This is a genomic window from Dyella sp. OK584, from assembly GCF_057787755.1.
In genome coordinates, this window is sequence record NZ_CM173542.1 from 175543 (window position 1) to 189446 (window position 13904).

Sequence of the window (13904 nt, forward strand, 5' to 3'; positions counted from 1 at the left end):
ATGCAGTACATCTACACCATGAACGGGGTCAGCAAGATCGTTCCCCCGAAGCGCCAGATCATCAAGGACATCTCGCTGAGCTTCTTCCCCGGCGCCAAGATCGGCCTGCTGGGTCTGAACGGCTCGGGTAAGTCGACGGTGCTGAAGATCATGGCCGGCGTGGACAAAGACTTCCAGGGCGAAGCCCGCCCGCAGCCGGGTATCAAGGTCGGCTACCTGGCCCAGGAGCCGCAGCTCGATGCTGAGAAGACCGTGCGCGAAGCGGTCGAGGAAGGCGTGTCGGTGATCCTCGATGCGCAGAAGCGTCTGGACGAGGTCTATGCCGCCTACGGCGAGGAAGGCGCTGACTTTGACAAGCTGGCCAAGGAACAGCAGGAGTTGGAGAACCTCCTGGCGGTGAACGACGCCCACGCGCTGGAGCGTCAGCTCGAAGTGGCCGCCGACGCGCTGCGCCTGCCGCCGTGGGACGCCAAGATCGGCCCGCTGTCCGGTGGTGAGAAGCGCCGCGTGGCGCTGTGCCGCCTGCTGCTGTCCAAGCCCGACATGCTGCTACTCGATGAACCGACCAACCATCTGGACGCCGAATCGGTGGACTGGCTGGAGCAGTTCCTGCAGGACTACCCGGGCACCGTGGTAGCGGTGACCCATGATCGCTACTTCCTTGAGCATGCCGCTGAGTGGATTCTCGAACTCGATCGCGGCCGCGGCATTCCGTGGAAGGGCAACTACACCGATTGGCTGGAACAGAAGAGCGAACGCCTGGCCCGCGAAGAAGCCGCCGAAAAGGGTCGCCAGAAGGCCCTCGCACGCGAGCTGGAGTGGGTGCGTTCGGCGGCCAAGGGCCGTCAGTCCAAGGGTAAGGCGCGTATCAATCGCTTCGAGGAACTGAACTCGGTCGAGTACCAGAGGCGCAACGAAACCAACGAACTCTACATTCCGCCGGGCGAGCGTCTGGGCCAGGAAGTGATCGAGTTCAAGAACGTGTCGAAGTCGTTCGGTGACCGCCTGCTGATCGACGACTTGTCGATGAAGATTCCGCCGGGCGCCATCGTGGGCGTGATCGGCCCGAACGGCGCGGGTAAATCCACGCTGTTCAAGCTGATCACCGGCCAGGAAACGGCTGACCAGGGCGAAGTGAAGCTCGGCCATACGGTGCAGCTGGCCTACGTCGACCAGTCGCGCGACAGCCTCGATCCAAACAAGAACGTGTGGCAGGAAGTTTCCGACGGCGCCGACATCATCACCATCGGTCGCTACGAGCTGCAGTCACGTGCGTACATCGGTCGCTTCAACTTCAAGGGCACCGACCAGCAAAAGCTGGTGGGCAGCCTGTCCGGTGGTGAGCGCGGTCGCCTGCACCTGGCCAAGACGTTGATGCAGGGCGGCAACGTGCTGCTGCTCGACGAACCGTCGAACGATCTGGACGTCGAAACGCTGCGCGCGCTGGAAGACGCGATGCTGGAATTTCCGGGCTGCGCGATGGTGATCTCGCATGACCGCTGGTTCCTCGATCGCATCGCCACGCACATCATCGCGTTCGAAGGCGACTCGCACGTCGAGTTCTTCCCCGGCAATTACAACGAGTACGAAGCGGACAAGAAGCGTCGTCTCGGCGACGAAGCGGCAAGGCCGCATCGCGTGAAGTACAAGAAGCTGGCTTAAGGCCCGCACTTGCTCCCTCTCCCCAACGGGGAGAGGGTTGGGGTGAGGGGTCGGGCTGGCTCCGACCCTCAATAGAACCTCACTACGATCAAGCGATATCGCAAGACTGGCCCCTCACCCTTCCCTCTCCCCTTGGGGGAGAGAGAACAGAAAGCGACGACGAGGAGACTTCGATGCACTTCATGCAGACACTGCAAAACGCATGGACCCGCAACAACTCCCTTGTGTGCGTCGGTCTTGATCCGGAACCGGCAAAATTTCCCGCACACCTGCGCGGTCGCCCGGATGCGGTATTCGAATTCTGCCGCGACATCGTCGATGCCACGGCCGATGTCGTCTGCACATACAAGCCGCAGATCGCCCACTTCGCCGCGCTGCGCGCCGAAGACGCACTGGAGCGGCTGATCGCGCATATCCACGCCAAGCATCCCGGCGTGCCGGTGATCCTCGATGCCAAGCGCGGCGACATCGGCAGCACGGCACAGCACTACGTCAACGAGGCGTTCGAACGTTTCGCCGCCGACGCGGTGACGCTCAACCCCTATCTCGGCCGCGACTCCATCCAGCCGTTCCTCGATCGCGCCGACAAGGGCGTGATCCTGCTCTGCCGCACCTCCAACCCCGGCGGCGCGGATTTTCAGGCGCTGGACTGCGGCGGTGAGCCGCTGTATCTGCGCGTGGCCGAAACCATCGCGCGAGATTGGAACAGCAACGGAAATTGCGCGCTGGTCACTGGCGCCACCTGGCCCGAAGAGCTGGGCAAGGTGCGTGCGGTCGTCGGCGACATGCCGTTGTTGGTGCCTGGCATTGGCGCGCAGGGCGGTGACGTGGAAGCGGTACTGAAGCATGGTCGCAGCGCCGACGGCACCGGCCTGATGATCAGTTCCTCACGCGCCATTCTCTACGCCGGCACTGGCGAGGATTTCGCGCAAGCGGCACGTACCGCAGCAATCGAGCTGCGCGACACGATCAACCGTTTTCGCTGAACCGACCCAACTCCGCATCTGTACGAGCGCACCCTGTGCGCGACCGCGGAGCCACGCCATCACCGCTACGCAGGGTCCCCTTGGGGGATAGGCTTGTCACTCGGCCCATCCGTGGCCCTCGTCCTACAGGCAGCTTGCGCCGTGCAAGCCGGCAGTACTGCGGGGCTCGTCGCGCACTGGGTGCGCTCCTACAAAAGAGCCTCTGCAGGTGACGCCATGGGTGGAGTGAGCATCCGCTCGCGCAGCCAGTGCTCGGCAGGCGTGGACAGGTAGCGCTCAACCGAGCGACCCAGCAACCAACATAGCGGCAGCGCCGGCAGGTACCAGAGGAAGCCGAACGAAACATCGCCGCCGGCCGCCTTGTACGCGCGCACCACCGCGAACACGACGAACATGTGGGTGAGGTAGATCTCGTAACTCAGTCGGCCCCACGAACGCAGCCATCCGAGTCCGCGAATCGGCCGCCCTTCGCCACGCAACTGGCAAGCCAGCACCAAGCAAAGCGAAGAGCCCGTCAGTACAAGCATGTAGCCGTTGCGCAGCAGGTGCCACAGCCACGAGCCTTGCAGCATCACCAGTGCGAGCCCCAATGCGCCCAGCCATCCCAGCAGCAGTGCAGTCTGGCGCGATGCCGTCCGCCAGCGGGCCGCTAGCACGGCACCGAGCACACCAGTGGCGATGGCAGCCATGCCGGGCAGATAGGCTTTCTCCTGCCAGATCTCGTTAGCCTCCAGCGCTGCGCGTGCGAACGGCAGCGACAACGCCAGCACGATCAGCATCGGTATGAGAACCCATATCCGCCGAGTAAGCAGGCACACGATGGGAAAGCCGAGGTAGAACACTTCCTCGATGGAAAGCGACCACAACACGTCCCAGTTGCCGGGCAGATAGCCGGTCATGCCTTCGTACCAGTTCAGGTGAAAGCCGAGCGCAGCGATAATGGCGCGCGGCAGCGACTGCCCTTCGCGCTCGATCACATAGTCCTGCACGCCGAGCAAGTGCAACAAGCTAAGCACCGCAACCAGCAGCAACAGACCCGGTGCAATGCGCGAGAAACGCCGCGCATAGAAAGCGCGCAGATCGATGTTCGCCAACTCACCATGGCGTCGAAGCGCGTTGCCCGCGATGAGGAAGCCAGAGATCACGAAGAAAATGAACACCGCCTCGTAGCCGTTGTAGTTCAGCGCACCAAGCAGGCTCGCCGGCAGATAGTGGGCCAGCAGGCCTTTCTTCAACGGTATTCGCAAGCCGATGTGGTGCAGCACCACCAGCAGGATGGAAAACCCGCGCAACAAATCGATGCCGCTGCTGCGGTGACTTTCGGCCGTGCTACCGGGCATCGCTTTCATCAATGCGACGCCTCGCGGATCAGTGGGTGGCAGCCGGCAGATCGTGGATCATCTGTTGCGCCAAACCTTCGTAGTTGTAGTCGAAGTGGTGGTCGCCCTTCTTCGCGTAGACGGTGATCCACGCAGGTAGATTGGGTTCGGCGCAGATGGTGTCGCTCTTGTCGTCCAGGCCGTAGTAGCACACCACCGTTGGACGCCCGTTCAATGCCAGCAGCGGAGACATCGCATCGTAGTGATGGACCGGGTTGATCCGCTGGAAGAAGTCCTGCGTGTGGGTCTTCCACCAACCCTCATGCATATAGCCTTCCATTTCGATCTCGAAGTTCACGTCTTTGCTGGGCGACAGCATCACGATCTGCGCAATGCGTGCACGTCCTTCCGGACTGAGCTGACCGACGATGGAAGGCAACACATCGGCGCCGAACGAGAAACCGATCAGCCAGATGCGTTTCTTGTCACCCTGCGCCGTAATGCGCGCGATCAGGGCATCAAGGTCGGCCGCCGAGTCGGCGGCAGAACGCTCGCGCCAGTAGTACTTGAGCAGGCTGATGCCAATGACCGGGATGCCGTGCGAGGCCATGATCCCACCCAGCGACTGGTCCAGATCCCGCCAGCCGCCGTCACCGGAATAGAAAACGGCGACCACATCCTCGCTCCCCGCCAACGGCGTGACCCCAGGCTTGGCAGGCACCATCACGACCGATTCGTCCAGGCTGGCGTGATGCCATGGCTGCCAGGCCCACAGGCCCGCCACAGCTGCGATAAGGATGACCAGCACCAACCACTTCCAGATTCGTTTCAACGGCGCACCATGCCAGACAATCCACCCGAAATAAGGCTCGCCACGTTGGCGAACACCAGCGGCAAAGCGATGCCGTTAGGCACCGCGAGATAACGAGGTTCCCACACGGGATCGAATTTGTCCTTGTACTTGTGCAGGCCACGGAAGTTGTAGAAGCGCTCGCCGCGACCGAAGAGCAACGCGCCCAGGCGACTCCACAGCGGCGCGCTGCGACGGTTTTGCAAACCGGAGAACGGCGCCATGCCCAGGTTGAACCAGCGAAAGCCTTCTTGCTTCGCCCACTGCATGAGCTCGACAAACAGAAAGTCCATGATGCCGGCCGTACCGTCGGGCAGGTGGCGCATCAGGTCCAGCGAGGCCTCTTCCTTGTTGTCGGTGAGGAACAGGTTAGCGAATGCCACCAGTTCCTCGCCCTGCCAGACCAGCGCCATGGGCGTGCGCTGCAGGTAGCGCGCATCGAAAGCGCCCAGCGAGAAACCCTTCTCGCGCACACCCTTGTCGCGCATCCACGCATCGGAGATCCGCTTGAGGCGTGGCAGCAGCAGCTCCACTGCGTCGGCTGGCACGATCTCCATGCGCATGCCTTCGCGGGTGAGCTTGTTGATGGTGTTGCGCAGCACTTTTTTCGACTTGCCGTCGAGGTTGAAGCTGGCCAGTGGCACGCGCGCCTCCTCGCCGATCTTGAGCAGGTTCATGCCCACTTCCAGATAAAGGTCGAGATCTTCCGGACGCACCTGATAGAACAGCGGCCAGCCACCGGCGCGCTCGCACTGGTCGCGAAAGGTCCACACAAGTTCGCGGCGCGCGTGATCGTCCTCGCCCACGGGGTCGCCCATCGCCACCCAGCTGCGGCCTTCCACGTCGTACATGATGAAGGCCTTGCTCTCGGAGTCGAACAGCAGCGTCTTGTCACCCATCAGCGCGAGATGTGCCTGCGCGGAGTTGTAGTGCTTGATCAGCGGCAGCGCCTGCTGCAATTCGGCCTCATTGGGCAGTTGTAGATGGGGCCGCGCCGGACGGATCAGGTTGGCCAGCGCGAACAACAGCCCGGCCATCGTCGCGCCGACCAGCGCACGCAGCGCGCGCGGCGCGCCGCCGTGATAGAAGCTGAATTCCCACCACAGGTTGTTGCTGTATTCGACGTGCTTATAGCTGAAGCCGACCAGCCAGCCGGCACAACCGAGCACCGCGAGGATGGCGATGATCCATCCCCACGAGAAGCTCGCACTGAACAGCGACGCGCGCCGGTAAAACAGTTGATGTGCGGGCGCCAACGCCAACGCCAGCAACGACAGCAGCGTGGCTTCTTCGTAGTCGATGCCCTTGAGCAGCGACAGCACGGCGCCCAGCACCAGCAAGATCAGCGTGAGCACGTAGGCCGCGTCCAGCCGACGCTGCAGACCACGCGCGAGGATCAGCAACATCATGCCGACCACGCTGGAGAGGAAATGCGAGACTTCCAGCACGGCCAACGGCAACACGTCGCGCAGGATCGCCATGCGTGTCGGCAACGCCGATGTAGCGCCGGAGAACAGCAGCACCGCACCCGACACCAGCGTGAGGCCCGCGAAGAACGGCGGCAGCAGCCCGGTGAACCATGGCGCCAGCAGCGTTTTCTGGCGCAGTCCGCGTGCTTCGCGCCACAGCACCACTACGGTGGCCGCGAACAGCGGCAGGAAGTAGTAGATAAGTCGATACGCGGCGAGCGCGCCAAGGATCGGCGCTTCCAGTCCCTGGTTACCGGCAGCGCCGTAGCCCGCCAGCATGATCGCTTCGAACACGCCCAGGCCACCGGGCACATGGCTGATCAGGCCTGCGATCTGCGCGAGCACGAAGATCGCCAGGAAATGCCCAAAGCCCGTATCTACCGAATTGGGCATCAGCAGATACAGCACATAGGCCGCCAGCCCCCAGTCCACTGCGCCGACGAGAATCTGGCGCGCGGCAATGCGCGTGGATGGCAAGCTCAGCCGCCAGCGCCAGATGCGCAATGGCCGCCGCAGCAGCTGGTTGCCGAACAACCACAGCAGCGGGATGAGGGTAATCACGCAAGCGATCGGCAATCGCCAGCCGGCCAACGGCAGCGAGGGCGGCACGGGCACCAGCAACAAGGTCACGCCGGTAAGCGCACATAACCCCAGCCAGAAGCTCAACGTGCAATACACCACCACGCGAGCCACTTCGGCGGTGGAGAGGCCCGCCTGGATATAGAAGCGATAGCGGATCGAACCGGAAATCAGCAATGCCATGCCCAGCGCATTGCTGAAGGCATAACTGATGAACGAGATCAGGCTGACCTGGGGACCGGGCAGTCGCTTGCCGATGTTGGCCAGCCCAAACCAGTCGTAGAGGATCATCACACCGTAGCTGCCCGCGGTGAGCAGCACGGCAAGCGCAACGCGGTAGTTCTCCAGTCCGTGGACGTAGCGCGCCACCTCGCGGTAGCTCACCTCGCTGGCGAGGCGGTGTAGCGCCCACAGCGCCAGGCAAAGCATGGCCACGGATAGCAGTGGACCGGCAAGACGGCGCAACCGGGCCATCAGGCCAGGGCGAGCCATCACCTCACCGGGAATCGAGGCGTCAGCCCCAGTCTGCTCCACCACGCGTTTACCGCCTCCACTTCGACCAGCGCGCAAGACGTTCGCTGCGACCGCCTAGGATAGCCGGTAGCAGCGCGGTCCTGTTCGATCGTGGCATGAGGACATGACATTAGGTTGCGGCCGCTTCAGGCAGCCGCAACTCTTAGCGATCACGGCTTGCCGTTCAGGCCATTGGCCATGCGGGCGATCCAGCGATACAGCACAAACACGATGGCGACGAAGGCGATGCCGCCGATCCACTGTGCGGCGCCTGCGAAACTTTCGCCCACCAGCGCCAGCGGTGCTCCCTTGCCGGACAGGCCCACGATGAAGGCGATCACCACACCGATCACGCTCTCGCCCACGATCAGGCCAGAAGCCAGCAGGACACCCAGCTGTTTGGTGGTTTCGGGCCTGGCCGAACGGTCCGCGCGACGATCGAAGAACCAGCCGACCAGCGAGCCGACCACCACCATCAGCGTGCTGACGGTCGGCAGGTAGATGCCCAGGCCCACGGCCAGCGGAGGGATGCGCATGTGCTTGGTGGTGCGCGCAAGAATTTCGTCCACCGCGATGATCGCCACACCGATCCAGATGCCGGTGATGATCAGGCTCCAGTCGATGTTGTTGGTGATCACGCCCTGCGCCAGCGCCGAGATCAGGCCAGCCTGCGGCGCCGGCAGCGCATGCGCACCAGCACCGGCGACACCGACGAAACCATAGGCCTTGTTGAGCATGTCCAGCACCGGCGGAATCACCGCCGCGCCCGCCACCACGCCAACCACCAGCGCCACCTGCTGGCGCCACGGCGTAGCGTCGACCAACTGGCCGGTCTTCAGATCCTGCAGGTTGTTGTTGGCAATCGCCGCCACGGTGAACACCACCGAGGTGATGAACAGCGCAAACGCTACCAGCGCTTTGCCTTCTTCCGGACCGACATGCGGCTTCACGAACGCCACCAGCAGCAGCGCCGCGGCGATCACCACCAGGATGCCCACGCCCGAGAGCGGACTGTTGGACGAGCCAATCAGGCCGGCCATGTAGCCGCACACGGTGGAAACGAAGAAACCCATCAGCACCACGAACGCCACGCCGCCGATGGCCAGCACCGCCACGTGATCGCCCAGGCCGCTGATCGTGCCGAAGTAACCGAGCAGCCAACCAATCGGCACGAAGCAAGCCAGCGTGATCAGGCCCACGATGCCGATCGGAATATCGCGCTCGGTACGCGGCAGCGTGTCAGCCTTGCCGGCCTTGCGTACACGCGAAGCGGCCATGGCGCTCGCCAGGCCGCTGATAACCGGCTTGACCAGCTTGGCCAGCGTCCAGATCGCCGACACGCCGATGGCGCCCGCGCCAACGAAGCGCACCTTATGGCTCCAGGTCCCCTGGGCGAGATCTGCTACCGACGCCGTCATGTCGCCCAGCAGTGAATAGTGCGGCACGCCCCAGCCCCAGCCGATCACCGCGCCGATCAGCATCGCGATACCGACCGACAGGCCCACCAGGTGGCCGATGGCGAACAGCGCAAAGGAAAGATTGAAATCAAAACCGCTGACCGCGCCCTTGTTGCCCACGCGGAAGTACTGCACCACGTCGCTGGCGAACACTTGCGTGGCCACCACCACGGCGAACACCGCCGACACGATCGAACCCCACAGCACTGCCATCAAACCGGCCTTGCCTTCCTCGACGCCGCCGGCGTTTTCCTCGTCGCCGCTGCCCACCTTCAGCACTTCGGCGCAGGCCAGGCCTTCCGGATAAGGCAGGTCGGAGTTGGTCACCAGCGCGCGGCGCAGCGGAATGGAATACATCACGCCCAGGATGCCGCCTAGCGCGCACACCGCAAACGATGTCCAGAACGGAAAGTCCGCCCACCATCCGATCATGATCATGCCGGGCAGCACGAAGATGATCGACGACAGCGTGCCCGCCGCCGAGGCGATGGTCTGCACGATGTTGTTTTCCTGGATGGTCGAGTCCTTGAACGCGCGCAGCATCGCCATCGAGATCACCGCCGCAGGGATCGAGGTGGCAAAGGTGAGGCCGGCCTTCAGGCCGAAGAAGACGTTGGCCGCGGTGAACACCACCGTGATCACCACGCCGAGGATAAGACCGCGAATGGTCAGCTCTTTGCGCATCTCGGCGCTGGGATGGTTGCCGCTCACGAGTTCATGCTCGTCATATGGATGGTTCCCCTGGTGGCCGCCCGCAGGCGACGTGGATACGAAGGCCGCTGCCAGGTGGCGGGCCAGCGCGTAGGTTTGCCGCATTCGCGAGGATACGCAACGGTTTTTGATCCCTCTCCTTGTCAGGAGAGGATCAGGGTAAGACCTGGCGGTCTTTACTCCCTCGCCCCGCCGGGGAGAGGGTTGGGGTGAGGGGACAATCTTGCGAAAACGCCGGTTCAGAACCGGTTTTTTTAACGATCTCGCGAGCCCCCGCCTTTTACCACCTTCAGGCGGCTCACCTCAGTCCTCTCCCCGAGGAGGAGAGGAGGCAGTCACTCGTCCGCCCCGGGATCCATCCCCGGAAACAGCACTTCGGTGTAACCGAACTTGGTGAAGTCCGTGATGCGCGAGGGATACAACCGCCCGATCAGGTGGTCGCATTCATGCTGCACCACGCGGGCGTGGAAGCCCTCGGCATTGCGGTCGATCTGCCCGCCTTTCGGATCCAACCCCTGATAACGGATCAAGGTGTAGCGACTCACCGCGCCGCGCAGACCAGGCACTGACAGGCAACCTTCCCACCCCTCTTCCATGTCGTGCGAGAGCGGCGTGATCACCGGATTGATCAGGATGGTGCGCGGCACGGCCGGCGCATCGGGATAGCGTTCGGATTGATCGAAGCCGAAGATCACCAGCTGCAGGTCCACGCCGATCTGCGGTGCGGCCAGACCCACGCCACCGGCATCGTGCATGGTGTCGAACATGTCGGCGATCAGCTCGTCCAGTTCCGGGCTGCCGAACATCGCATCGGGCACGGGCGGCGCCACCCGCAGCAGCCTCGGGTCGCCCATCTTCAGAATCTCGCGGATCATGAAAAACCTCGCCTGGTCATCAGCTTGGCGACCACGAAAGCGCCGCCGCCACCCTGCTTCAGTGTACGCGCCAGGCATGGCTATCGCGTGTAGCGCCACCATGCTGGTATTCGACCAATGGCTAATGTTTGCCAGCGCATAATGGCATTGACCCTCGGGGCCACCCGGACGACCCTTGCTGGGGACTGTCCAGGAGCCAAAGCGCATGTCAACCATCGCCGTCAAATCGAGCCCTGCAGGCAAGATCCTGTGGGTTGCCATCGCCATCGTGGGCGCCTGGTGTCTGGGCGTTGTCGCCCTGCGCCGCGGTGAACCCATCAACGCCATCTGGCTGGTCGCCGCCGCTATTTCCGTCTTCGTGATCGGCTACCGCTTCTACAGCAAGTTCATCAACAACCGCGTGCTGCAGATGGACCCTAGCCGCGCCACGCCAGCTGTGCTCCGCAATGACGGCCTGGACTATGTGCCGACTGACAAGTGGGTGGTGTTCGGACACCACTTCGCGGCCATCGCAGGCGCAGGCCCATTGGTGGGTCCGGTGCTCGCCGCACAGATGGGTTATCTGCCGGGCACACTTTGGATCCTGTTCGGCGTGGTGTTCGCCGGTGCCGTGCAGGACTTCATGATCCTGGGCCTCTCGGTACGCCGCGACGGTCGTTCGCTGGGCAACATGCTGCGTGACGAACTGGGGCCGGTGGCCGGCGTGGTCGCCATGTTCGGCGTGCTAGTGCTGATGATGATCGTGCTGGCGGTGCTGGCACTGGTGGTGGTCAAGGCGCTCACGCACAGCCCGTGGGGCACCTTTACCGTGGCCTGCACCATTCCGATCGCACTGCTGATGGGCAGCTATCTGCGCTGGTTTCGCCCTGGCAAGATTCTTGAAGTGTCGATCATCGGCCTGATCCTGCTGCTGCTCTCGATCTGGAGCGGCGCCTATGTGGCGGCTTCGCCGACGTGGGCCACAGCGTTCGACTTCGATGCCAAGTCGCTGGCCTGGCTGCTGATCGCCTACGGCTTCTGTGCTTCGGTACTGCCGGTGTGGTTGTTGCTGGCACCGCGCGATTACCTTTCCACCTTCCTCAAGATTGGCACCGTGCTGCTGCTGGCACTGGCGATCTTCCTCGCCGCGCCGACGCTGCAGATGCCGGCCCTCACCAAGTTCGTCGACGGTACCGGCCCGGTATTCCAGGGCAACCTGTTCCCGTTCCTGTTCATCACCATCGCCTGCGGCGCGGTGTCTGGCTGGCATTCGATCATCGCTTCGGGCACCACACCCAAGTTGATCGCCAGCGAGGGTGAGGCCCGCATGATCGGCTACGGCGGCATGCTGATGGAGGCCTTCGTCGCCATCATGGCGCTGGTGGCCGCCGCCTCGCTGCATCCGGGTGTGTACTTCTCGATGAACTCGCCGGCCGCACTGATCGGCACCACCGCTCAGCAGGCCGCCACCACCATCAGCCAGTGGGGCTTCGTGGTGACGCCGGACGAGCTGCTCAACACCGCAAAGAACATCGGCGAGTCGAGCATCCTGAGCCGCGCTGGCGGTGCACCCACGCTGGCGGTGGGCATGGCCCAGCTGCTGCACGGCATCATCCCGGGCGAAGGCATGATGGCGTTCTGGTACCACTACGCCATCCTGTTCGAAGCGCTGTTCATCCTGACCACGGTGGACGCAGGCACACGCGTGGGCCGCTTCATGATCCAGGAGATCGCCGGCCTCATCCACAAGCCGCTGCAGCACACCGAATCGTGGACCGGCAACCTGCTCGCCACCGCCATCTGCGTGGGTCTGTGGGGTTACTTCCTGTACCAGGGCGCGGTCGATCCACTGGGTGGCATCAATACGCTGTGGCCGTTGTTCGGCATCGCCAACCAGATGCTCGCCGCCGTTGCGCTGATGCTGGCCACGGTAGTTACGGTGAAACTCAAGCGTGAGCGTTACGTCTGGGTGCCGGGCATTCCGGCGATCTGGCTGGTGGTCTGCACGCTGACGGCCGGCTGGGAGAAGCTCAGCGGCCCGATCAGCTTCACCGCCGCTGCCCAGAAATATGCTCAGGCTGCGGCAGACGGCAAGCTGCTGGCCCCCGCCAAGACCGCCGAGGAAATGCAGCGCATCATCACCAACAATTATGTGGATGCCACGATGACCGGCATCTTCTTCTTGTTGGTGTTGACCATGGTCGGCTTCGCCATCAATGCGATCGTCAAGGCCTGGGGCGTCAACCACCCGACCGCGCACGAGGAACCGTACGTGGCGCTGGGCAGCGTGCCCACCCACTGAGGGCTGCGATATGAAATCGAACCTGCAGACCATATGGAGTCGAGCGGTGCAAACCGCCCGACTCTGCTGCGGCATTCCCGACTATGACGTCTATGTAAAGCACCTGCGCGAGCATCATCCGGAACGCTCGGTGCCCAGCTACAAGGAGTTTTTCCGCGAGCGCCAGGAGGCGCGCTACAAGGGCACCGGCGGCCGCTGCTGCTGACATCGTCGTGGGTTCCCGAAAGGCCATGCTCCGTTGGGGCATGGCCTTCTTGTTACCACCATGACGCATGGCGCTGGGCATTCCGGGCCTTTGCAATCATGATCGCGCTGCGGCCATGCAGGTCCGCGCCCCACGTTGCACCATGACCGAACACCATCTCACCCAGCCCACCTCAGAAGTCGAGGCCCAGCACAGTCTCGGCCTGCGCATCATCGCCATCTATAAGGCGATCAAGACTGTGGGCCTGCTGCTGGTAGCCGCGGCGGCCTTTCATCTCGAACACGAACAGAACTTTGAGAAGCTGGTGCACTGGCTGGAACATCTGTCGCTGGCCGACAGCCATGGCCTGCGCTGGCGGCTGGTGGCCCTGCTCCAGGAGATGGGGCCAAGCAAGTTCGTGGCGATCGGGCTGGTGGCCCTGGCCTATGCGGCGATCTTCGCTACCGAGGGCACCGGGCTGTGGCTGCGGAAACACTGGGCGGAATGGTTCACGGTAGTTGCTACCGGTTCGCTCATCCCGCTGGAGTTTTACGAGACGCTGTACCACTTCACCTGGCTGAAACTCGGTGCCTTGCTGGCGAACATCGCCATCGTGGTTTATCTGGTGCGCATTGCCATGCAGCCGCGGCCAAAGAAGGTCCACTGAGTCCCTTTATTGTCGTCCCAGTTGGGAGTCAGTGCCTTTGCTTTTAGGCGCTATCGCCAGCGTGCCGCCTGCGCGGCGGGCGTTTCGATCGCCTGCCGGCGCTCGAGTCACTTTTCTTTTGTTGGCCCAAAAGAAAAGTAACCCAAAGAAAATGGCCTGAAGGGCTGGCAGCATTTCGATGGATACAAGCCTGAAGGGTGCTGCATCACTGGCGCGCGGCGTTGCTATCTCACAGACAGCGGCTACACCGCAACGCGTCGTGGCACTGAGCACTTAAAGCGGAGCCCACTTCGCTCCCTCTCCCCTCTGGGGAGAGGGTTGGGGTGAGGGGCCAGCCTTGCCTCGGATCCG

General features: G+C 63.2%; 10 protein-coding genes. 5 read left to right on the forward strand and 5 right to left on the reverse strand.

All coding sequences use genetic code 11. The features are described from left to right. Nucleotides 1–1662: an energy-dependent translational throttle protein EttA gene (ettA, locus tag AC3CBN_RS00770; RefSeq protein ID WP_488634929.1), complete on the forward strand. Its 1662-nt coding sequence runs from the start codon at nucleotides 1–3 to the stop codon at nucleotides 1660–1662. A 173-nt stretch (nucleotides 1663–1835) separates the two neighbouring features. Beyond that, a complete protein-coding gene (pyrF, locus tag AC3CBN_RS00775; RefSeq protein WP_488634930.1) occupies nucleotides 1836–2648 on the forward strand; it encodes an orotidine-5'-phosphate decarboxylase in 813 nt (270 codons plus the stop codon). A gap of 188 nt (nucleotides 2649–2836) precedes the next feature. Here pyrF and AC3CBN_RS00780 read toward each other — a convergent pair whose 3' ends face one another. The 5 genes from AC3CBN_RS00780 to def form a co-directional block, all read right to left on the reverse strand. Then, complete coding sequence (locus AC3CBN_RS00780) at nucleotides 2837–3997, reverse strand: acyltransferase family protein (RefSeq protein WP_488634931.1); 1161 nt, start codon at nucleotides 3995–3997, stop codon at nucleotides 2837–2839. Between the two features lie 19 nt (nucleotides 3998–4016). Further along, entirely contained in the window at nucleotides 4017–4799 is a 783-nt protein-coding gene (locus AC3CBN_RS00785; RefSeq protein WP_488634932.1) for an AcvB/VirJ family lysyl-phosphatidylglycerol hydrolase, read from the reverse strand. Then, nucleotides 4796–7402, reverse strand: a complete 2607-nt coding sequence (gene mprF, locus AC3CBN_RS00790) for a bifunctional lysylphosphatidylglycerol flippase/synthetase MprF (protein ID WP_488634933.1) — start codon at nucleotides 7400–7402, stop codon at nucleotides 4796–4798. Before mprF ends, AC3CBN_RS00785 begins: the two co-directional genes overlap by 4 nt. 146 nt (nucleotides 7403–7548) lie before the next feature. Then, nucleotides 7549–9519, reverse strand: a complete 1971-nt coding sequence (locus tag AC3CBN_RS00795) for an OPT family oligopeptide transporter (RefSeq protein WP_488636632.1) — start codon at nucleotides 9517–9519, stop codon at nucleotides 7549–7551. A 362-nt stretch (nucleotides 9520–9881) separates the two neighbouring features. Then, nucleotides 9882–10421, reverse strand: coding sequence for a peptide deformylase (gene def, locus AC3CBN_RS00800; RefSeq protein WP_488634934.1), 540 nt, complete (start codon nucleotides 10419–10421; stop codon nucleotides 9882–9884). Between the two features lie 205 nt (nucleotides 10422–10626). On the opposite strand from def, the gene AC3CBN_RS00805 reads away from it, so the two are divergent. The 3 genes from AC3CBN_RS00805 to AC3CBN_RS00815 all read left to right on the forward strand — a co-directional run bounded on the left by AC3CBN_RS00805 (nucleotide 10627) and on the right by AC3CBN_RS00815 (nucleotide 13553). Further along, a complete protein-coding gene (locus AC3CBN_RS00805) occupies nucleotides 10627–12702 on the forward strand; it encodes a carbon starvation CstA family protein (RefSeq protein ID WP_488634935.1) in 2076 nt (691 codons plus the stop codon). A 10-nt stretch (nucleotides 12703–12712) separates the two neighbouring features. Beyond that, entirely contained in the window at nucleotides 12713–12907 is a 195-nt protein-coding gene (locus AC3CBN_RS00810) for a YbdD/YjiX family protein (RefSeq protein WP_488634936.1), read from the forward strand. A 142-nt stretch (nucleotides 12908–13049) separates the two neighbouring features. Continuing rightward, nucleotides 13050–13553: a DUF2127 domain-containing protein gene (locus tag AC3CBN_RS00815; protein ID WP_488634937.1), complete on the forward strand. Its 504-nt coding sequence runs from the start codon at nucleotides 13050–13052 to the stop codon at nucleotides 13551–13553. Nucleotides 13554–13904 lie beyond the last annotated feature (351 nt).

Coding starts and splice junctions, on each gene's coding strand:
- ettA (WP_488634929.1), top strand. CDS start 1: ATGCAGTACATCTACACCATGAACGGGGTCAGCAAGATCGTTCCCCCG.
- pyrF (WP_488634930.1), top strand. CDS start 1,836: ATGCACTTCATGCAGACACTGCAAAACGCATGGACCCGCAACAACTCC.
- AC3CBN_RS00780 (WP_488634931.1), bottom strand. CDS start 3,997: ATGAAAGCGATGCCCGGTAGCACGGCCGAAAGTCACCGCAGCAGCGGC.
- AC3CBN_RS00795 (WP_488636632.1), bottom strand. CDS start 9,519: ATGCGCAAAGAGCTGACCATTCGCGGTCTTATCCTCGGCGTGGTGATC.
- def (WP_488634934.1), bottom strand. CDS start 10,421: ATGATCCGCGAGATTCTGAAGATGGGCGACCCGAGGCTGCTGCGGGTG.
- AC3CBN_RS00805 (WP_488634935.1), top strand. CDS start 10,627: ATGTCAACCATCGCCGTCAAATCGAGCCCTGCAGGCAAGATCCTGTGG.
- AC3CBN_RS00810 (WP_488634936.1), top strand. CDS start 12,713: ATGAAATCGAACCTGCAGACCATATGGAGTCGAGCGGTGCAAACCGCC.
- AC3CBN_RS00815 (WP_488634937.1), top strand. CDS start 13,050: ATGACCGAACACCATCTCACCCAGCCCACCTCAGAAGTCGAGGCCCAG.